The sequence below is a fragment of the Sphingomonas sp. Leaf231 genome, assembly GCF_001421995.1.
Lineage (GTDB): Bacteria > Pseudomonadota > Alphaproteobacteria > Sphingomonadales > Sphingomonadaceae > Sphingomonas.
The window spans coordinates 914,286-936,207 of the sequence record NZ_LMLS01000001.1; the positions used below are offsets into that span (position 1 = coordinate 914,286).

General features: G+C 68.7%; 11 protein-coding genes. 10 read left to right on the forward strand and 1 reads right to left on the reverse strand.

Annotated elements, in window-relative coordinates; all coding sequences use genetic code 11:
- Window positions 1–41: 41 nt before the first annotated feature.
- The 4 genes from ASE95_RS04340 to nagE are packed head-to-tail and all read left to right on the forward strand — an operon-like array spanning window position 42 to window position 6,466.
- Complete coding sequence (locus ASE95_RS04340; RefSeq protein WP_235528175.1) at window positions 42–1,112, forward strand: SIS domain-containing protein; 1,071 nt, start codon at window positions 42–44, stop codon at window positions 1,110–1,112.
- Window positions 1,109–2,245: an N-acetylglucosamine-6-phosphate deacetylase gene (gene nagA, locus ASE95_RS04345; RefSeq protein WP_056631890.1), complete on the forward strand. Its 1,137-nt coding sequence runs from the start codon at window positions 1,109–1,111 to the stop codon at window positions 2,243–2,245. The genes ASE95_RS04340 and nagA overlap by 4 nt, the downstream gene beginning before the upstream one ends.
- 22 nt (window positions 2,246–2,267) lie before the next feature.
- Window positions 2,268–4,760, forward strand: coding sequence for a phosphoenolpyruvate--protein phosphotransferase (gene ptsP / locus ASE95_RS04350; protein ID WP_056631893.1), 2,493 nt, complete (start codon window positions 2,268–2,270; stop codon window positions 4,758–4,760).
- Window positions 4,757–6,466 carry an N-acetylglucosamine-specific PTS transporter subunit IIBC gene (gene nagE, locus ASE95_RS04355; RefSeq protein WP_056631896.1) on the forward strand — a complete coding sequence of 570 codons (1,710 nt, stop codon included), beginning with the start codon at window positions 4,757–4,759 and terminating at the stop codon, window positions 6,464–6,466. Before ptsP ends, nagE begins: the two co-directional genes overlap by 4 nt.
- Before the next feature lie 73 nt (window positions 6,467–6,539).
- On the opposite strand, the gene ASE95_RS04360 is transcribed toward nagE, so the two are convergent.
- On the reverse strand, window positions 6,540–7,277 hold the full coding sequence (locus ASE95_RS04360) for a GntR family transcriptional regulator (RefSeq protein WP_056631900.1): 738 nt from the start codon (window positions 7,275–7,277) through the stop codon (window positions 6,540–6,542).
- A gap of 340 nt (window positions 7,278–7,617) precedes the next feature.
- Here ASE95_RS04360 and ASE95_RS04365 point away from each other — a divergent pair, with 340 nt between their 5' ends.
- The 6 genes from ASE95_RS04365 to ASE95_RS04390 all read left to right on the forward strand — a co-directional run bounded on the left by ASE95_RS04365 (window position 7,618) and on the right by ASE95_RS04390 (window position 21,904).
- A complete protein-coding gene (locus ASE95_RS04365; protein ID WP_056631903.1) occupies window positions 7,618–10,449 on the forward strand; it encodes a TonB-dependent receptor in 2,832 nt (943 codons plus the stop codon).
- Between the two features lie 135 nt (window positions 10,450–10,584).
- Complete coding sequence (locus tag ASE95_RS04370; RefSeq protein ID WP_056631906.1) at window positions 10,585–12,915, forward strand: beta-N-acetylhexosaminidase; 2,331 nt, start codon at window positions 10,585–10,587, stop codon at window positions 12,913–12,915.
- Complete coding sequence (locus ASE95_RS04375; protein WP_056631908.1) at window positions 12,915–15,506, forward strand: beta-mannosidase; 2,592 nt, start codon at window positions 12,915–12,917, stop codon at window positions 15,504–15,506. The genes ASE95_RS04370 and ASE95_RS04375 overlap by 1 nt, the downstream gene beginning before the upstream one ends.
- Complete coding sequence (locus tag ASE95_RS04380; RefSeq protein WP_056631910.1) at window positions 15,503–18,025, forward strand: glycoside hydrolase family 3 C-terminal domain-containing protein; 2,523 nt, start codon at window positions 15,503–15,505, stop codon at window positions 18,023–18,025. The genes ASE95_RS04375 and ASE95_RS04380 overlap by 4 nt, the downstream gene beginning before the upstream one ends.
- Window positions 18,026–18,152: 127 nt before the next feature.
- On the forward strand, window positions 18,153–19,592 hold the full coding sequence (locus ASE95_RS04385; RefSeq protein ID WP_056633188.1) for a glycoside hydrolase family 125 protein: 1,440 nt from the start codon (window positions 18,153–18,155) through the stop codon (window positions 19,590–19,592).
- The gene (locus ASE95_RS04390) at window positions 19,592–21,904 is read left to right on the forward strand and encodes a GH92 family glycosyl hydrolase (RefSeq protein ID WP_082449527.1); all 2,313 of its coding nucleotides are present in this window, start codon (window positions 19,592–19,594) and stop codon (window positions 21,902–21,904) included. The genes ASE95_RS04385 and ASE95_RS04390 overlap by 1 nt, the downstream gene beginning before the upstream one ends.
- Window positions 21,905–21,922 lie beyond the last annotated feature (18 nt).

The window sequence follows — 21,922 nt, forward strand, 5'->3', positions numbered from 1 at the left end:
ACCAATCTAGGACTTAATCCTCGCCCAGCGAGCGGGGCATCATGTCCGCACCATTTCAGGAGCCGCAGTTCATCATGCCCGTGATCGCCGACCAGACGTTGATGTTCACCGAGGCTGGCGAATCCGCCGCCGCGGTCGCGCGCATGATCGCGGCGAACCGCGACACGCTCACCGCGCTGGCGCGGGAGCTGCGCGCCGATCCTCCCGCCGTCGTCGTCACCTGCGCGCGCGGATCGTCCGACCACGCCGCGACCTATGGCAAATATCTGATCGAGACGTTCGTCGGCGTGCCGGTGGCTTCCGCCGCGCCGTCGGTGGCGTCGGTGTACGGTTCGGCGGTCACCACCCCGGCCGCACCGCTGTGCATCGCCATCTCGCAAAGCGGACGCAGCCCGGATCTGCTGGCGACCGTCGCGGCGCAGAAGGCGGCGGGCGCGCGGATCGTCGCGCTGGTCAACGACGCGACTTCTCCGCTGGCCGACGCCGCCGACACGCTGGTACCGCTGATGGCAGGGCCGGAAAAGTCGGTTGCGGCGACCAAATCCTACATCACCGCGCTGGCTGCCTTGGCGTTGCTGGTCGCCGAATGGTCCGGCGACGAGGCGTTGGGCCACGCGGTGGCCCGCCTGCCGGAGCGGCTTGCGACCGCATGGACGCTCGACTGGAGCGAAGTGGTCGCGATGCTGCGCGACGCGAACAACCTGTTCGTGATCGGGCGCGGGCTTGGCTACGGCATCGCGCAGGAAGCGGCACTGAAGCTGAAGGAAACCTGCGCGCTCCACGCCGAGGCGTTCAGCGCCGCCGAGGTCCGTCATGGCCCGATGGCGATCGTGAACGAGGGCTTCCCCTTGCTCGCCTTCGCGACTTCCGACGCGATCGGCGACGGCGTGCGAGAGGCCGCGGCGGAGTTCGCCGGGCGCGGCGCGCGCGTGGCGCTGGCCGATGCGCGCGCGGATGGCGGGGGCAGCCCGCCCGCGCTGGCGGATCATCCCGCGATCGAACCGATCCTGACGATCCAGAGCTTCTATCGCATGGCCAACGCGCTATCGGTCGCGCGCGGGCTGGACCCCGATTCGCCCCGCCACCTGAGCAAGGTCACCCGCACGCTATGACGCTGCACCGCTTCACCAACGGCCATATCGTCACGCCCGACGGGGTGTCGTCCGCCGCGACGATCGCCGTCGAGAATGAACTGATCGCATCGATCACGCCCGAAGCGGACGGCGTCAACGGCGCGGTCGATCTCGACGGCGGCTGGGTGATGCCGGGTTTCGTCGATACGCAGGTGAACGGCGGCGGAGGCGTGCTGTTCAACGACACGCCCACCGTCGACGGGCTTGCCACGATTGCCGCCGCGCATGCCCGTTACGGCACGACCGCGACCATGCCGACGCTCATCAGCGACACGCCCGACGTCATCGCGCGCGGGCTGGACGCGGTGGACGCGGCGATCGAAGCGGGCGTGCCCGGCGTCGTCGGCATCCATGTCGAAGGTCCGGTGATCGCGGTATCGCGCAAGGGCATCCACGATCCCGCGCGCTTTCGCCCGCTCGACGATGAATTGCTGGCGCTGCTCACCCGTCCGCGGCGCGGGCGCGTGATGGTGACGCTGGCGCCCGAACGCGTCACGACGGCGCAGATCGCCGCGCTGGTCGCGGCGGGCGTACGGGTGTGCCTTGGCCATACCGACGCCGATTACGCGACCGCCAGCGGCGCCTTCGCCGCGGGTGCGACCGGCGTCACGCATCTGTTCAACGCCATGTCGCCGCTGGTCCACCGCGCCCCCGGCGTCGTCGGCGCGGCGCTCGACAATGCCGATGCGTGGTGCGGAATCATCGTCGACGGCTTCCACGTCGACGATGCCGCGCTGCGGATCGCGCTGCGTGCACGCCCGGTCGACCGTTTCATGCTGGTGTCGGATGCGATGCCGTGCGTCGGCGCGGCGCAGAAGGATTTCGTGCTGCAGGGCAAGCCGATCCGCGTCGAGGACGGTCGCTGCGTCGGTGCGGACGGAACGCTGGCCGGATCGGACCTCGACATGGCGGGCGCGGTGCGCAACGCCGTACATCGGCTGGGCCTGACGCCCGAGCTGGCGGCGGGGCTCGCGGCGACCAGCCCGGCGGCGTTCCTGGGCCTGTCGGACGAGCGCGGGACGCTCTCGGTAGGCAAGCGTGCCGACTGGGCGATCCTGACCGCCGACCTGCATCCCGCAAGCACCTGGATCGGCGGACAGCCGGTCGCCTGACCTTCCTTCGTTCGGAGCTGCCATGGCCATCCTCTCGTTGACCGCACCGCTCGCGGGCTGGGCCGCACCCTTGGACGAGGTGCCGGACGCGGTGTTCGCGGAGCGGATGCTGGGCGACGGGCTGGCGATCGATCCCACCGGCGACGTGCTGGTCGCCCCGTGTGACGCGCACGTTCGGACGGTGCAGCCGACCGGTCATGCGATCACGCTGGTCACGCCGGAAGGCGCCGAACTGCTGATCCACATCGGGCTGGACACGGTGACGCTGGGTGGGCGCGGGTTCGAGATGCTGGTGGCCGCGGGTGAGCAGGTGACCCGGGGCCAGCCGCTGATCCGCTTCGATCTCGACCTGATCGTGCGCGAGGCGCGGGCGGCGGTGACCCCGATCGTCGTCACGAATGCAGAGGCGTTCGCCATCGACACGCGGATTGCGCCGGGCATCGTCGCCATCGGCGATACGTTCATGACGCTGACGGCGCGCGGTGCCGCCGCCACGCGATCGGCCGTCGACGGCCCTTCGGCCACGCGCACGATCGTCGTGCCGCTGCCCCACGGCATCCACGCCCGCCCTGCCGCGCGGATCGCGGAAACGGCGCGGCGCTTCGATGCCGCCATCACGCTGGACAAGGGCGGCACGCCGGTCGGCGCGACCAGTCCCATCGGGCTGCTGTCGCTGATCGTCGCGCAGCACGACCGGCTGACGATCACCGCGACCGGCACCGACGCCGACGCCGCCGTCGCAGCCGTCGCCGAGCTGATCCTGCACGGCATCGAGGAGGAGCCCGCCGCCCCTGCCCGCCAGGCTCCGCCTCCCTCTGCGCCGCCCCGACTTCCCGACACCCTGCCCGCTGGCGCGATCGCCGGGGTCACCGCGGCCCCGGGGCTGGCGATCGGGCCGGTCGCACGCTGGGACGTGCAGGATCTCGACGTGCCCCGGGACGGGTGCGGGATCGCCGCCGAAGAAGCCGCCTTCGCCGCGGCCTGTGCCGACCTTTCGGCCGATCTGACCGCGAAGGCCGCCGCCGCGCGCGGCCCGATGCGCGCGATCCTCGATGCGCATGGCGCGATGCTGGGCGACGACGCGCTGCTCGATGCCGCGCGTGCCACGATCGCACGCGGGCATAGCGCCGCCTTCGCGTGGCGTGCCGCGATCCGCCCGCAGGCCGATGCGCTGCGTGCCGGTGGCGATCCGCGGCTGGCCGAACGCGCCGACGACATGCGCGACCTCGAACGCCAGCTGATCGGCCGGCTGATGGGTGTCGAGGACAGCGTCATGGCGTTGCCGCACGGCGCGATCCTCGTCGCCGACGACCTGCTGCCGTCCCAATTCATGGCGCTCGACGTGGATCGTCTCGCCGGGGTGGCGGTGGTCCGTGGTGGGCCGACCTCGCACGTCGCGATCATGGCCGCCGCGCGCGGCGTGCCGATGCTCGTGGCGCTTGGCGAAGCCCTGAACGGAGCAGCGGTGGGCGCGCAGGTGATCCTCGACGCCGGCGCCGGCCTGTTCCATGCCGCGCCGGACGCCGCCACGCTGGCCGATGCGCAGGCGCGGATCGCCACCGCGGCCACCCGCCGTGCGGACGCGCTCTCCCGTGCAGCAGAGGAATGCCGCACCGCCGACGGCACGCGCATCGAATTGTTCGCGAACTGCGGCTCGCCCGCCGATGCCGAGGTCGCGGTTCGCAACGGCGCAGAGGGCTGCGGCCTGCTGCGCACCGAATTGCTGTTCCTGGATCGCGACACCGCCCCCGACGTCGCCGAACAGACCGCCGACTATCAGGCGGTGGTCGACGCGCTGGATGGCCGCCCGCTGATCGTACGGCTGCTGGATATCGGCGGCGACAAGCCGGCCCGTTATCTGCCGATCGAGGGTGAGGAAAATCCGGCGCTGGGCCTGCGCGGGGTGCGCGTGGTGCTCGCGCATCCGCACATCCTGGAGGATCAATTGCGCGCGATCCTTGCGGTGCGCCCGCTCGGCCGCTGCCGGATCATGGTGCCGATGATCGCCGGGGTCGACGAATTGCTGCGGGTCCGCGCGGTGCTCGACCGGCTGACCGGCGGCGCGCGCGACGTCGAACTGGGCGTGATGGTCGAGACGCCGGCTGCCGCGATCGGCGCGGACCTGCTTGCCGTGGAGGCCGATTTCCTGTCGATCGGCACCAACGACCTGACGCAATATACGCTGGCGATGGACCGCGGGAACGCGGCGGTCGCCGGTGCGCTCGACGGCCTGCATCCGGCCGTGCTGCGGCTGATCGGTGAAACGGTGCGCGGCGGCGCGGTGCGCGGGCGCTGGACCGGCGTGTGCGGCAGCCTGGCCTCCGATCCGCTGGCGGTGCCGATCCTGCTGGGTCTGGGCGTCACCGAACTGTCGGTCGCGCCGGCGGTGGTGCCCGAGATCAAGTCACTGGTCCGCGATCTCGATTTGGCGGCGGCCCGCGACCACGCCCGCGCGGCGCTGGCCTGCCCGGACGCCGCTTCGGTCCGACGCCTCGCACGGGAGTTTGCGCGATGAAGAATATTCTGGGCGCGCTCCAGCCGCTGGGCCGCGCGTTGATGCTGCCGATCGCGGTGCTGCCGATCGCCGGCCTGTTGCTGCGGCTCGGTCAGCCCGACCTGCTCGACATCGCGTTCGTCAGCGCCGCGGGCGACGCGATCTTCTCACACCTCGGCCTGTTGTTCGCGATCGGCGTCGCGACCGGTTTCGCGCGCGACGGCAACGGCGCGGCGTGCCTTGCCGGCGTGATCTGCTTTCTGGTCGCGACCGAGGCGGCCAAGGTGCTGCTCATCGTCCCGCCGGAGACGGGCGCGGGGCTGAGCGGCCCCGCCGCCGAACTGGCGATCGCGGCGTGGAAGGCAAAGGCGATCACGCGGCTCGACGTGCCCGCCGGCATCATCTCCGGGCTGGTCGGGGGGCTGTTCTACAACCGTTTCTCGACGATGAAGCTGCCCGAATATCTTGCCTTCTTCGGAGGGCGGCGCTTCGTTCCGATCGTCAGCGGCATCGCCGGGCTGGTGCTGGCCGTGCTGATCGGCACCGGCTTCGCCGCGATCGCCAGCGGCATCGACCGGCTGAGCTACGGCATCGCCGCCTCGGGTGGCGCGGGACTGTTCCTGTTCGGGCTGCTCAACCGCCTGCTGCTCGTCACCGGATTGCACCATCTGCTCAACAACATCGTGTGGTTCGTGATGGGCGACTATCACGGCACCACCGGCGACCTGCGGCGCTTCTTCGCGGGCGATCCCACGGCCGGGCCGTTCATGGCGGGTTTCTTCCCGGTGATGATGTTCGGCCTGCCCGCCGCCTGCCTCGCGATGTACCATGCGGCGCTGCCCGACCGGCGCAAGGCGATCGGCGGCATGCTGTTCAGCCTGGCACTCACCTCCGCGCTGACCGGCGTGACCGAGCCGATCGAGTTCAGCTTCATGTTCCTCGCCCCGGTGCTGTACGCGGTCCATGCCGTACTGACCGGCGTGTCGATGGCGCTGATGAACGCGCTGGGCGTCAAGCTCGGCTTCGGCTTTTCCGCGGGGCTGCTCGACTATGTCCTGAACTTCAACCGCGCCACCCGTCCACTGCTGCTGCTGCCGGTCGGCCTCGTCTACGCCGCGCTCTATTACGGGTTGTTCCGGTTCTTCATCGCGCGCTTCGACCTGAAGACGCCGGGCCGCGAACCGGCGGAGGCGGGCACGCCGGTCGCGGTGGCAGCCGGAGAGCGCGGCGCAGCGTTCGCGCGCGCGCTGGGCGGGGCGGGCAACCTGACCGAGGTGGGCGCCTGCACCACCCGCCTGCGCCTGAACGTCCGCGATCAGTCGGCGGTGGACGATGCCGCGCTGAAGACGCTGGGCGCACGCGGACTGATCCGCCCCTCCCCCACCGCGTTGCAGGTCGTGCTCGGCCCGATCGCCGATGTGGTGGCCGTGGAGATCCGCGACGCGCTCGCGTCCGGCGGCGTCGTGACGGCGGCCGCGCCGAAGGTCGCCGATGCCGCCGATGCCGCCGACGCCCCCGTGGTCTTGTCGCCGCCGGTGCTCGCGGCGCTGGGCGGGACCGATAACGTGCGCGCCGCCACCCTCCATCCCGGCCGGGTCCGCGTTACTTTGATCCACGACATCGTGGACGACGCCGCACTCGCCGGGCTGGGCATCCGCGCCGTGGCGCGGCCCGCCGGCGGCATGCTGCACCTGCTGGTGACCGATACGACGTCGCTGACCGTCTAGCGGCTAGGGCGGTATTCTCTCCCCGGCGTCAGGCCGTGAGTCCGGACGGGGACGCATGGCCGGGGTGGACGCGCTAAAGGTCGGACAATTCCGCTACGAAATCATAGGCGTCGCCGCGATAATAGGATCGCGTGAACTCCACGGCGCGCCCGTCGCGCCGAAACCCGCGGCGTTCGATCAACAACCCGGCATGACCGGCGTCGACGCCGAGCATTTTGGCATGTTCCGGTCCGAACGGCACCGCGCGCAACCGCTGCAACGCGCGCACCGGCCGGCTGCCCGCCTTGTCCAGCGCGCTGTAGAGCGAGTCACCCACCGCCTCGGCGGAGGGCAGGCAATAGCCGGCGATCGCCGACATCTCGAACGCCATCGGTTCGTCATCGGCGTGGCGAATGCGCTGAAAGCGGAAGACCGGGGCGCCGGGCGACAGGCCCAGCGCCATGCTCTCCTCCGGGTTCACGGTGCTCGCCACCCGGCTGATCCAGCTGCTCGACGCCGTCTTCCCACGTGCGGCCATGTCCTCGGAAAAGGACGATAGCTTGGAGAAGCTCTTCTCGACCCGTCCGGCGACGAACGTGCCGGCACCGCGGCGACGGGTCAGCAGCCCATCCTCGACCAGGCCGCCGATCGCCTTGCGCACCGTGATGCGCGACACGTCGTATTCGGTCGCCAGATCGCGTTCGGCGGGAATGGCATCGCCGTGGTTCAGGATGCCGCCGTCGATCGCCTCGCGAATCACCTGATGCAACTGGAGGTAGAGCGGCGCGGCGTTCCCTTCGCGAAACCGTCCCACCTCGTCCGAAAAGGCCATCCACGTCCTCCCACTCGTTATCGTGCGTGCGATCCCCATACGCCGACGAACCGTAGCTTATGGCCGCAAACGCGCAAACCCGTCTGCCGACCCTATTCTTGATGCGGAACGAAGCAGCGGAGCGGCAAAGATGTCGCAAAAAAGTCACAAGTCGGAAGATAAAGTGAAAATCGCTTTCGGGAATGAAACATTTCGCGCTGGGGCTATGTCCGTCCTGATTCAGATTGGTTACAAGACCAGTCTAGGACCGATGGAGACGACAGCAGCACTCGCGGCAAGTCCTTCATCGGCCGGATAAACGATAACGCCCGACGATCCGGGCATCTTGGGGGATTCAGATATGCGCTTGCGTCACGTGATGCTGGTTTCCACCGCCATGCTCGGCTTTGCCGGCGCAGCGCAGGCACAGGAAGCGCCCGTAGCTCCTCCCGCGAACACCGCGCCCGGCAGCGGCGCGCCGGAGGCGGAAACCGCCGGCGAGGATATCGTCGTCACCGGTTATGCGGGTAGCCTTCGCCAGGCGATCGAGCTGAAGCGCAACGCCAATGCCGTCGTCGATTCGATCTCGGCCGAAGACATCGGGAAGTTTCCCGACCGCAACGTCGCCGAGTCGCTCGCGCATATTCCGGGCGTGTCGATCGATCGACGCTTCGGCGAAGGCGAGAAGGTCGCGATCCTGGGCACCGACCCCGCGTTGAACCGGATGCTGCTGGACGGCCACGCGCTCGCCTCGGCGGACTGGGGCGGTAACGACAACGATCCGTCGAGCCGCACCTTCAACTATTCGCTGCTCGCACCGGAACTGGTCGATCGGCTCGAAGTCTACAAGTCGCCGGAGGCACGGCTCGAAGACGGCAGCCTGGGCGGCACGGTGATCGTGCGTACGCGCCGACCGCTGGAACTGGCCGCCAATTCGCTGTTCGCGTCGGGCGGCTATATCTACAACGACCGGTCGGAGAAGGGCAGCATCCGCGGCTCCGGCCTGTACAGCTGGCGCAACGATGCGGAGACGTTCGGCGTCCTCATCGCCGCGACCTATGACAAGCAGCAGCTGGTCCGCTCCGGCATCGAGTTCTTCGGCTACGAACAGGCCGACGGCCGCCTGTTCCAGACCGTTAACGATGCCAAGGGCGATCCGACGCGGGACGGCAACGGCAACCTGATCCTCGTGCGGGATGCGGGCGGTCAGGCCGTTTTGAAGAATCCGGCAGCGACCGTCTCCGGCGGCACGCGCAACGATCTGGCCGCCGCAAGCATGCCGTTCGGCATCAACTACGCCTATTTCCAGCAACAGCGCGAACGCACCAGCGTTTCGGGCACGGTGCAGTATCGCCCCGCCGAAAATCTGACGCTGACCCTCAATGGCCTGCACATCGACGGCAATTACAACAACTACAGCCAGTCGATGTACACCATCCCGGGTGCGTGGAGCGGCGCCGACCTGCAATCGGCGACGGTCTCGAACGGTCTGGTCAGCGCCGCCTCGTTCGGTGCGGCGACCAGCCAGCGCAATGCACAGCTCGACACGCTGGTGCGCGCCACCAAGCTGAAGACCGACAATCTGAACTTCTTCGCCGATTGGGAAGGCGACGATGGCGCCAAGGTGTCGTTCCTAGGCGGGTGGAGCAAGGCCAGCGGCGGGCGCAACCCCGAATATCTGTTCAACGTGCAGACAAAACTGCCGTTCAGCTACGCGATCACGCCAACGTCGGCGGCGGTAAACTTCACCGGCGATCTGACCAACCCGGCGAATTACTTCACCAATCCGCAGAACAACCCGGTCACGATCGAGGGCCGTCCATTCAACATGAACGGCGCACAGGTCAACGCCGCCCAGATCGGCGGGCTGGATTATAGCGTCACTACCGACCGCGACATCTTCGGCGGCTTCGATGCCACCGTTCCGCTGGGTGACAGCTTCTTCAAGCAACTGCTGATCGGCGCGCGTATCACCGACCACGTCAACCGCATCGACGCCCGCGGCGTGAACAGCTACTTGGCTTCGTCGCGGCTCGGCACCCAGCTTGGCGTCGAAACGCTGACCACCCCGGACGGCATCTTCGACGGCTCGGGCGGTTCGGGTTCGGCGACCAAGTACCTGAACCTGCCGCGCGAGTCGGTGATCGACATTCTCGCGAACAGCATCAACACCCCGCAGTTCAACAAGGTCGGCGCGACGACCCGCGTCGAGGAGCGCACCGCGGCCAGCTATATCCAGGTCAATTTCGACCAGGGCGGCCTGCGCGGCAACCTGGGCGGTCGCATGGTCTATACCCGCGACCTGTCCTATTACGCGCTGTCGCTGCCGACGCTTGGCAACGACAATCCGGTTCCGGTGCCGACCAGCACCTCGACCGACTATCTGAAGTTCCTGCCTGCGCTGAACGTCGCCTATGAAATCAGTCCGCAGATCATCGTGCGCGGGGCGGTCGCCAAGGTGATCTCGCGTCCGCGCTATCAGGATCTGGCCGCCTCGATCTCGCAGAACGACGTGACGTTCGACGCCGGCGGCGGCAACCCGAACCTGAAGCCGTATGAATCGACCAATTACGAATTGACCGCCGAATTCTACCCGCGCGCCGGCGCCTTGCTGTCGCTGGAACTCTATCGCCGCGAGATCGACAATTACATCGTATCGACCACGGTCAACAATCAAAGCTTCTTCAATTCGCTGGAGGGTCGCGTCCGGAACATCTACCGGGTGACCAGTCCGATCAATGCGGGCAAGGCGAAGGTCAACGGCGTCCTGGTCAACGGTCAGGCGGAGATCTGGGGCGGGTTCGGCATTCAGGCGAACTATGCCTATCAGGAAAGCTCGACGACGCTCATCCCGGGCGTGGTCGGCGCGCTGAACCTGCCGTATCTGTCCAAGCACACCGTCAACGTGATCCCGTATTTCGAGAAGGGACCGTTTCAGGCGCGGGTGAGCTATAACTATCGCTCGTCCTACTTCCGCGCGATCAGCCGCCTCAATTCGTTCGACATCGTTGCACCGTACAACCAGCTGGACGCCTCCGCCTCGCTGGCGCTGACCCGGAACATCTCGCTGACGGTCAACGCGCAGAACCTGCTGGACGAAACCTATCTGCAGTACAGCGGCACCCCGGATCGCCCGTCCGCTTCCTACAAGAACGGCCGCACCTTCATCGGGAGCATCTCGTTCAAGCTGTGACATCAACTACTTACCCATAAGCCGCTTGGGCCTTCGTCGTTGACGGAGGCCCATTTTTATACGCGCGGGGCATGGACGCGGCGGGCCGCGGTCGGCATGATGGCCCTAATACCAAAACGGGACCAAGGAGCTGAGATGACCGGCAAGGCGACCATCGCCATGATCGGAGCTGCCGCTGCGGGGGCGCTCGCCGCCCCCGCCGTCGCGCAGACGCCGCCATCGCTGCTTCCAGTGCCGCGCTCGGTGGTCGCGGGCACGGGTACGATCACGATTGGCGATGGCGCGACCGTCGGCACGAAGGCGTCGGAGGCGATGGCGGCGGCGCGGTTGCTGGTGGAGCATGTTCGCACCACCCGCGGGCTGGCGCTGGCCCCGGCACAGGGTGACGCCCGCATCACCTTCGAACGGGACGCCGCGATCACCGGCGCGGAGGCGTATCGCCTGATCGCCGCCCCAGCCGGCATCCGCATCCTCGCGGCGACGCCCGCCGGCTTCGTGCATGGCGCGATGACGCTGGCACAATTGCTCAGCCCGGACGCACGGACCGGACAGCCGGTGCGTGTCCCCGCACTGACGATCGACGACGCCCCGCGCTTCGCCTGGCGCGGGTTGATGATCGATCCGGCGCGCCACTTCATGCCGCTGCCGGCATTGCGCCGCATCGTCGACCAGATGGCGGCGGTGAAGCTGAACACGCTTCACCTCCACCTGACCGACGATCAGGGCTGGCGCTTCGAGGTGAAGCGCTATCCCAAGCTGACCGAGATCGGCGCGTGGCGCACCGCGCCATCGATCGGTGGACCGGCATCGACGGAGCGTGTGGGCGGGTTCTATACCCAGGACGAACTTCGCGCCCTGGTCGCCTATGCCGGGGAACGCGGCGTCACGATCGTGCCCGAGCTCGACCTGCCCGGCCATGCGACCGCGCTGGTCGCCGCCTATCCGGAGCTTGGCATGCTGGGCGATCGTCCGCCGGTCGGCAATCGCTGGGGCATCGAGGCGTATCTGTTCAATCCGGGGCCGCGCGGCATCGCCTTCGTCAAGGAAGTGCTCGACGAACTGACCGACGTGTTCCCTGGCACCTACGTCCATCTGGGCGGCGACGAGGCGGTCAAGGACCAGTGGCAGCGCAGCCCGCAGGTGCAGGCGCAGATCACGTCGCTCGGCCTGAAGGACGAAAACGCGCTGCAAGGCTGGATGATCGACCAGTTCGGCGAATATCTGCAATCCCGCGGCCGGCGGCTGATCGGCTGGGACGAGATACTGGAGGGCGGCCTGCCCGCCTCCGCATCGATCATGTCGTGGCGTGGCGAACAGGGGGCGGTCGCCGCCGCCAATCAGGGGCATGACGTGGTGCTGTCGCCCGGCACGCCGCTCTACCTCGACCGTGTGCAGAGCGGCTTGCCCGACGAGCCGCCGGGGCAGAACGTCGCCAGCACGCTGGCGGCGGTCTATGCCTATGATCCGATGCCGGCCGGGATCGCGGCCGACAAGGCGCAGCATGTGCTGGGCGCGCAGGGCAATGCGTGGAGCGAATATCTGGTCACCCCGGCCGCGGTCGAGCACAAGCTGTTCCCGCGCGCCGCCGCCATCGCAGAGATTACGTGGTCCGCGAAGGAAGCACGCGATTTCGGGGATTTCCTGCCGCGCGTGCGACGGCAGGCGGACCGCTGGACGAAGGGCAGGGTCAACGTCGCCGACAGCGCGTTCGCCGTCGACTTCGCGGTGCAGGGCACGCGCGGCGACGCGCTGCGTCGCGGGCGCGTGCCGCTGACCCTTGCGACGCAGGCCGGCTATGGCACGATCCGCTACACGCTAGACGGCTCCGCGCCGACCGCACGGTCGTCCGCCTATCGCGCGCCCTTGGCGCTGAAGCCGGGGGTGACCGTGCGTGCTGCCGCGTTCGACGCTTCCGGGCTGCCCACTGCGGCCCCGCGCCGCTTCGACACGTCGCGCGCGGCGTTGCTGGCGCGCGGCAACGCGCAACTCGCACCGTGCGGTATCGACCGGTTCGGGCTGCGCGTACCGCTCACCCCCGACGCCACCGACAGCGCACCCGCGTTCAACCTGAACCTGTTCGACACCTGCTCGGTCTATCCGGCCGCGCCGTTCGATATCGCGGGCGGATATAGCGTCGAGGTGGTGCGGCTTGCGCGCAACTGGGCGCTGGCGCACGATCAGTCCAAGCTGCGCGAACATTATGCGGTATCCCCGCACGGCGAGTTGCTTGTGCAGCTCGGCTGCGCGGCCGCCGCCGCGGCGCGCAAGGCCGGCGACAAGACTGCGCAACCGGTCGCGCTGGGCGCGTTCCCGCTGCCCGATCCGGCCACCGCGCCGCAACGTTTCACCTTTGCGGGCGCACTGCCCGCCATGACCGGGGATCAGGATATTTGTTTCCAGTTCACCTCGCCGCTGAGCGATCCATATTACGCCGTCGCCGACGTCCAGCTGACGGAGCGCCGCTGATGCGCGCACGCTGGCTGGCGATCCCGCTGCTCCTCGCCTCCACCGCCGCGGTCGCCGCGCCGAAGACGGTGACCACGCTCGACGACGGCTGGCAGGTTCGCATCGACCCCGCCGACGCACCCGCCGCGAAGGCGCATCCACGCGCCGCCAAATGGTTTCGCGCGACGGTGCCGGGCAGCGTGCAGCAAGCGTTGATCGCCACGAAACAGGTACCCGATCCATTCAAGGGCACCAACGAGGCGGCGATCCAATGGGCCGGGCTGACCGGATGGCAATATCGACGCACGCTGAAGCTGACGCCGGAGCAACTGGCGCGCGACCATCTCGATCTGGTGTTCGACGCGCTCGACACGTTCGCGACCATCGCGGTCAACGGTCAGGCCGTGCTGACCACCGACAATGCGCATCGCACGTGGCGCGTCGATGCGAAGCAGCATCTGAAGGCGGGGGACAATGTCATCGCCCTCACCTTCGCCTCGCCGATCCGCAAGCTGCAGCCGATGGTGCTGGCCGAGGCGAATCCCCTGCCCGGCGAATATGATTCCGCGTTCGGGGACGAGCCGAAGGGCAAGCAGACGTCGCCCTATATCCGCAAGCCCAAGTACGACTGGAGCTGGGACTGGGGTCCCCGCATCGTCAACATCGGCCCGACGCAACCGATGCGACTGGAGGCGTGGGACGATGCGCGACTGGCGGCGATGCGCGTCGAGCAGGTCGCGCTGAACGATGCCGAGGCGCGGCTGGATGCGCGGTTCGACGTGGTCGCCGATCGCGCCGGCCCGGCGGTGCTGCGCGCGACGATCACCGCGCCCGACGGCAAGCTGGTCACCGCGGAACAGACCGTCACGCTCGCCCCCGGCGACAACCGCGTCACGATCCTGCTGACGATCGCGCGGCCGCAACGTTGGCAGCCGGTCGGCTACGGCGCACAGCCGCTGTACCGCGTCGCCGGCGCGCTGGTCGAAAACGGCGCGGAGAGCGACCATGCCGATCGCCGCATCGGGCTGCGCACCGTCGAGTTGATCCACGGCAACGGGGCGTTCGGCTTCAAGGTCAACGGCACCGCGATCTTCGCCAAGGGCGCGAACCTCATCCCGTTCGACAGCTTCCCGGCGCGGGTGACGGCGGGGAAGATGCGCGGGCTGCTGGCGGACGCCAAGGCCGCGAACATGAACATGATCCGCATCTGGGGCGGTGGCTATTATCTGCCGGACGCCTTTTTCGACGCTGCCGACGAACTGGGGTTGATGATCTGGTCCGACTTCATGTTCGGCGGCGCGGTGACGCCGCCGGATGCCGCGTTCCGCGAGAATGTGCGGATCGAAGCGGAGCAACAGGTCGCGCGCGTCTCTGGCCATCCCTCGATCGTGTTGTGGGCGGGCGGCAACGAAGTGCTGTCCGGCTGGGAGAATTGGTCGGATCGCAAGGCGTTCAAGAAGCGCGTCGGCGCGGACGAGCAGGAACGGATCGGTGCCGGCATGGCGGTGCTGTTCGACCGCGTGCTGCGGCAGGCGGTGCGCGATTTCGATCCAGGCGTTCCCTATTGGCCCGGTTCCCCGTCCACCGACTATGAAGGTCCGGTCGACACCGATGCAGCGGGCGATCGGCATTTCTGGGATGTGTGGTCGGGGTCGAAGCCGGTCGCCAATTATCTGAACAGCTGCCCGCGCTTCATGTCCGAATACGGCTTCCAGGCGATGCCGGATCTGGCGACGATCAAGGATTTCGCCGGCACGCTGAACGTGGCGCCGACCGACCCGGTGATGAAGGCGCACCAGAAGTTCCTGGCAGGCGAGGGCAACGACCGGTTGCTCCATTACATCCGCGAGCGGCTGGGCGAGCCGAAGGGACTGGCCGATTACGCCTATCTCACCCAGGTCAACCAGGCGCAGGCGATCGAGATGGCCGCACTCCACCACCGCGCCTGCCGCCCGGTGACGATGGGGTCGCTCTACTGGCAATTGAACGACGTCTGGCCGGCGATCTCGTGGTCGAGCATCGATTATGAAGGGCGCTGGAAGCTGCTGCATCACGCCGCCCGCCGCTTCTTCGCCGATCAGGTGATCGTCGCCGAGCACAAGGACGCCGCGACGCGCATCGCGCTGGTTTCGGATGCGACCACGCCGGTCGCCGCGGTGTGGCGCGTACGCGCGCTGCGCACCGACGGCCGCGTGGTCGACGAGCGCAATGCCGCGGTGACGCTGGCCCCGCTTTCCGCCACCGAGGTCGCGACGATCCCGGACGAGGAGTTGTTCGGGCTGACCGACGCCAGGGACAGCGTCGTGCTGGCCGAATTGTCGATCGGCGACCGCTTGGTCGATCGCCGCATCGTCGAACGGGTGTTGCCCAAGGACGTGCGCTGGCCGGACCCCGGCCTCACCGCACGCTGGAACGGGCGCGACGTGACGATCACCGCCACGGCGCTGGCGCGCGCGGTGATGCTCGATTTCGGCGCGACGCCCGCCCAGCCCGCCGACGACGGCTTCGACCTGTTGCCCGGTGAAAGCCGGACCATCGCCGTGGCGTCCGACGCGACGCCCGCACAATTGAAGCGCGCGCTGACCCTGCGCTCGCTGGGAGGACGCAAATGATCTGGCTGTTGCTGGCGAGCGCCGCCGCCGATCCGGTCGCGACGACGATCGCGACCATGACGATCGAGGAAAAGGCCGCGCAACTGCAAAGCACCGCGCCCGCCGATCCGAAGGCCGGGCTGCCCGCCTATGACTGGTGGAACGAGGGGCTGCACGGGCTGGCGCGCAACGGCCATGCCACCGTCTTTCCGCAGGCGATCGGCATGGCGGCGACCTGGGACACCGACCTCGTCCACCGTATCGGCGACGTCGTCGCGACCGAAGCGCGCGCCAAATTCAACGCGAAGCCCGCCTCCGCCGATCGCCGCATCTACGAAGGGCTGACGATCTGGTCGCCTAACATCAACATCTTCCGCGACCCGCGCTGGGGGCGCGGGCAGGAAACTTACGGCGAGGATCCGTATCTGACCGGCCGGCTCGGCGTGGCCTTCGTCACCGGCTTGCAGGGGCCGGACCCGCTACAGCCAAAGGTGATCGCGACGCCCAAGCACCTTGCGGTGCACAGCGGGCCGGAAGCCGGGCGCGACGGGTTCGACGTCGATCCCAGCCCGCAGGATCTGGAGGCGACATACCTTCCCGCATTCCGGCTGGCCGTGACCGAGGGCAAGGCGCTCTCGCTGATGTGCGCCTATAACTCGATCCTCGGCACCCCCGCCTGCGCATCCGGTCCGCTGCTCAACGATCGCGTCCGGGGCGACTGGGGCTTCAAGGGTTTCGTCGTGTCGGATTGCGACGCGGTGGCCAACATCCACCTGTTCCACCATTACCGGCTCGATGCCGCTGCGGCCGCCGCCGCTGCGGTGAAGGGCGGCAACGACTTCAACTGCGGCACTACTTATGCCGCGCTGCCCGACGCGGTGCGCCGCGGGCTGGTGAGCGAAGCGGAGGTCGATACCGCGCTGCACCGCTCGCTCGACGCACGCCGCGCGCTCGGCATCGCGTTCGGCGCGACCAGCCGCTGGTCGTCGATCAAGCCCGACGCGATCAACACTCCTGCCAACGCCGCGCTGGCGCTGGAGGCGGCGCGCAAGGCGATCGTGCTGCTGCGCAACGAAAACGCGCGCCTGCCGCTGGCACGCACGACAAAGCTGGCGGTGATCGGCGCGAATGCCGACGATCTCGGCGTGTTGCAGGCCAACTATCACGGCACCGCCGTGCGCCCGGTCACCCCGCTGGCAGGATTGCGCGAGCGTTTCGCGGAGGTTGCCTATGCACAGGGTTCCGTACTGGCGGATGGCGCGCCGGTGGTGCTGCCGGAAACCGCGCTGAGCGGACTGAGAGCCAGCTACAGCGTCGGCGGCCGCGAGGTGGTGACGCGCGCCGAACGTCACATCGACCTGGACCTGACGCGTGTCGCCGCAGCGCCGGGGCTGCCGGTCACCGGCTATGTCGCACGCTGGACCGGTACGCTGACGCCGCCTGGACCCGGCGCATACCGGCTGGTGCTGGATCAGGCGCAATGCTGGAAGGATTGCAGCACCCACGACACTGCGACGCTGACGATCGGCGGCCGCGTCCTTCACGACGGCGCCCTTCCCAAGGGCCGCGTCGATCTCGCCTGGGACAGCGACGGACAGCCGCAGCCGATCGAGCTGGTGCTGAACCACGCCAGCCAGGACGAGACCTTCCGGCTGATGTGGCTGCCGCCCGAGGAACCGATGATCGCCGAGGCGGTCGCCGCGGCGCGGACGTCCGACGTGGTGGTGATGGTCGGCGGGCTGTCACCCGATCTGGAGGGCGAGGCATTGCAGGTGCAGGTGCCCGGCTTCGTCGGCGGCGACCGCAGCGACATCGCCTTGCCCTTCGCACAGCAGCGGCTGCTTGCCGCGCTGAAAGCGACCGGCAAGCCGATCGTGCTGGTGCTGGCGAGCGGCAGCGCCGTGGCGGTCGATCCCTCGCTCGCCGATGCGGTGCTGGCGCTCTGGTATCCCGGCGAGGCGGGCGGCACCGCGCTGGCCGACGTGCTGACCGGCACGACCAATCCGTCCGGCCGCCTGCCCGTCACCTTCTACAAGGCGACGACCGACCTGCCCGCGTTCGTCGATTACGGCATGAAGGAACGGACCTACCGCTACTTCACCGGCACGCCGCTTTGGGGCTTCGGGCACGGCCTGTCCTACACGTCGTTCGGCTATGACCGGCTGACCGCCACCGCCAGCGTCGCCAGTGGGCAGCCGCTGACCGTCACCGCGCGGGTCACCAACGCTGGCCGCCGCGATGGCGAGGAAGTGGTGCAGGCGTATCTCGTCCCCCCGCGTCGCGCGGGGGGCGGCCTGACCTCACCGGTGCTGCAACGCCAGCTCGTCGGGTTCCAGCGAGTGTCGTTGCGCGCGGGCAAAAGCGCGACCGCGCGGCTGACGATCGATCCGCGCATGATGAGCATCGTCGAGCGCGACGGCCGCCGCCACATCGCACCGGGCGCATACCGCCTGTGGGTCGGCGGAGGTCAGCCGGGCAGCGCGTCCGGGGCGTGGACCGACGTGACCATCACCGGACAGGACATGGACCTGCCGAAGTGAGGGTCACGCGCCGTCGTTGCGACGGCAGCCGGATACCGACGAGATTGACCTGTCCGCCCCCCGCCGGTCGCCATGAAGGCGCGATAACAGGGCGACGGGGAACGTCGATCATTACAAGGATGTACGCATGAACATCGACCGCCGCCATTTCGTCGCCGGTGCCGCCGCGCTCTCCGCGACGCCCGCGTTCGCCGCGCCCGCGGCCCGCCCCGCCGCCGGACTCGCCAGCAAGCGCCCGGCCCTTGCCGACCGCCGCTTCACCTCGCCTGCGGTCGAGCGTGAGCTGGCGCGGGTGGCCAAACAGATCGCCGATCCCAAGCTGCGCTGGATGTTCGGCAATTGCTATCCGAATACTCTCGACACCACCGTGAAGATGGGCACGGTCGACGGTCGGCCCGACGCATTCGTCATCACCGGTGACATCAACGCCTTGTGGCTGCGCGACAGCTCGGCGCAGGTCACGCCCTACCTCCATCTCGTCCGCGAGGACGCGAAGCTGGGCGAGCTGTTCCGCGGGCTGATCGCACGGCAGGCGCGCTCGATCCTGATCGATCCCTACGCCAACGCCTTCACGCAGGATCCAGCAGCGATGACCGAGCTGGAATGGTCGCTCAAGGACCAGACCGAGATGAAACCCGGCGTGGCGGAGCGCAAATGGGAGATCGACTCGCTATGCTATCCGATGCGCCTCGCGCACGGTTACTGGCGGGCCACCCGCGACGCCCGCCCGTTCGACAAGACGTGGGCCGCCGCCGCGCGCGCCAGCGTCCGCACCTTCCGCGAGCAGCAGCGCAAGGATGGCCGCGGCCCGTACAGCTTCCTGCGCACCTCCAACCGTAATACCGAAATGATGCCGCTGGAGGGCTGGGGCAATCCGATGCGCCCGGTCGGGCTGATCGTCTCCGGGTTTCGCCCGTCCGACGATGCGTGCCAATATCCGTTCCTGATCCCGTCGAACCTGTTCGCGGTCACGGCCCTGCGCGAAATGGCGGTGGTCGCCAACGATGCCGCGCAGGACGCCGCACTGGCGCAGGACGCTACCGCGCTGGCGGCGGAGGTCGAGGCGGCGCTGCGCCAGCACGGCACGATGCGGCTGCGCGACGGCCGCGAGGTATGGGCCTATGAAGTCGACGGATTCGGCAACGCGATGTTCATGGACGACGCCAACGTGCCGTCGCTGTCCGGCCTGTCGTACCTCGGCTGCGTCAAGCCCGACGATGCCCTGTGGCGGCGTACCGAGGCGGCGGCGTGGAGCGACGCCAATCCGTACTTCTTCCGCGGCAGCGCGGGTGAGGGGATCGGCGGCCCGCACGTCGGGCTGGGCCAGATCTGGCCGATGTCGCTGATCGTCCGTGCCCTGTCGAGCAGCGACGCGGGCGTCATCCGCGCCTGCCTGAAAACGTTGCGTGATACCGATGCCGGCACCGGCTTCATGCACGAGACGTTCGACAGCAACGATCCCGCCAAGTGGACGCGGCACTGGTTCGCCTGGGCGAACGGGCTGTTCGGCGAACTGATCGTGCGGCTGGCGCGCACCAGTCCCGCGATCCTGAAGGAAGCGCTGTAATGCTGACCCGCCGCGCGCTGCTCGCCACCACCGCGACCGCCGCTGTCGCCCCGCTCCCGGCCTTCGCCGCCACCACGCCGCGCGCCGCGCCGAACCTGTTCGTCGGCACCGGCGGCGACGGACACACCTATCCCGGCGCGACGCTGCCGTTCGGGATGGTGCAATTGTCGCCGGATACCGATGTCGATCGATGGGACACATGCTCGGGCTACCATCACGGCGATGGCTCGATCATGGGGTTCAGCCACACCCATCTGTCCGGCACCGGGATCGGCGACATGCTGGACGTGCTGGTGGTGCCGACGCGCGGGCCGGTGAAGCTGCTTCCCGGGCCGCTGAACGATCCCGACGCGGGTTACCGGCAACGTTATGCCGACGAACATGCCGAGCCGGGTTATTACCGCGTCGCCCTCGAAACCGGCGTGCGCGCCGAACTGACCGTGACCGAGCGGACCGGCTGGCATCGCTACACCTTCCCGCGTGGTGCCGGGCACGTCCTGGTCGACCTGTCGCACCTCGTGCTCGACAAGTCGGACGCGCGCCCGCTGATCGACGAGGCGAGCCTGCGCATCGATGCCGACGGCACGCTGACCGGCAGCCGTCGCGTTCACCGCTGGGCCAAGGGCCGCCGCATCCACTTCGCGATGCAATTGTCGCGCCGCCCGGATCGCGTCGCCTTCTACGGCGACGATGACGCGGAGCAGCCGGCAGGCGCGACCGGGGTGGCGGGCAAGCGCGTGAAGGCGGTGCTGTTCTACGAAGATGCCGGCGCCGCGCCGATCGTGGTCCGCTGCGGCATCTCCGCCGTCGACGTGGCGGGGGCGCGCCGCAATCTCGCTGCGGAGGCGAAGGACTGGAACTTCGACGGCACCCGCCGCGCCGCCGCCCGCGCATGGGCCGGGCAACTCGGCGCGATCGCCGTGGAGGGCGGCACCGCCGACCAGCGCGCGATCATGTCCTCCGCGCTCTATCACGCGCTGGTCGCGCCGACGCTGTTCTCCGACGTCGACGGCCGCTACATCGGGCTGGACCGGCAGGTGCATGAAGTGCCCGCCGGACAGCGCGCCTATTCCACCTATTCGCTGTGGGATACGTACCGCACGCTCCACCCGCTGCTGACGATCGTCGCGCCGGATCGCGCGAAGACGCTGGTCGACGATCTGATCCGCCAGACGCAGCAAAGCCCCTACGGCCCGCTGGTCTGGCCGTTGCAGGGTGTCGAGACCGGCACGATGATGGGCTGGCACGCGGTGCCCGTGCTCGCCGAGGCGCAGGCCAAGGGCATCGCGGCGGATTACGCCGCCGCATGGCCGGCGATCGCCAGACGCTCGTTCGATTTCACCGCGCCCGATCTCGACAACAGCAAGGGCCGCGACCTCTACGACGCGAAGGGCTATGTTCCCGCGGACAAATGGTTCGAAAGCGTCAGCCGCACGCAGGAATATGCCTATGACGACTGGGCGTCGGCGAAACTGGCGCGCGCCGCCGGGAAGGATGCGGATGCCGCACGCCTGCTGAAGCGGTCCGGCAATTGGCGCAACGTCATCGACGGATCGATCGGCTTCGCCCGACCGCGCTTCGCCGACGGCAGCTGGTGGACGCCGTACGACCCGATCCAGCTGGGGCACATGCCCAAGCCGTGGTGGCGCGACTATACGGAGGCGAACGGCTGGCAGGCGACCTTCCTGAACCAGCACGACATCTACGGCCTGATCGCGCACATCGGCGGCCATGCCAGGTTCGAGGCGAAGCTGGACGCGCTATTCACCGCACCCTCGACGCTGCCCGAAAACGCGCCGCCCGACATCGCCGGGCTGGTCGGCCAATACGCCCATGGCAACGAGCCGGATCAGCACGCCGCGTACCTCTACGCCTATGTCGGCGCGCCGTGGAAGACGCAGGCGATGGTCCGGCGGCTGTGCACCGAAATGTACCACAACGCCCCCGCCGGGGTGATCGGTAACGACGATTGCGGGCAGATGAGCGCGTGGTTCGTCATGTCCGCGCTCGGCTTCTATCCGGTCGATCCGGTCGAGGCGGTCTATGTGTTCGGCTCGCCGCTGTTCGAACGCGCGACGGTGGCGCTGTCCGGCGGCAAGCGACTGGTGGTCGAGGCCCCCGGCAACACCGCCGCCACGCCCTATGTCACCGCCGTGACGTGGAACGGTCGCCCGTGGAGCAAAAGCTGGATCGCCCACGCCGATCTGGTCAAGGGCGGCACGCTGCGCTTCACGATGTCCGCCACGCCGAATCCGGCGTTCGGACGCGCGATGAACGATCGTCCGCCGTCGTTCGGCCACGCGCCGGCATGACACGCGCCTTCTTCGACT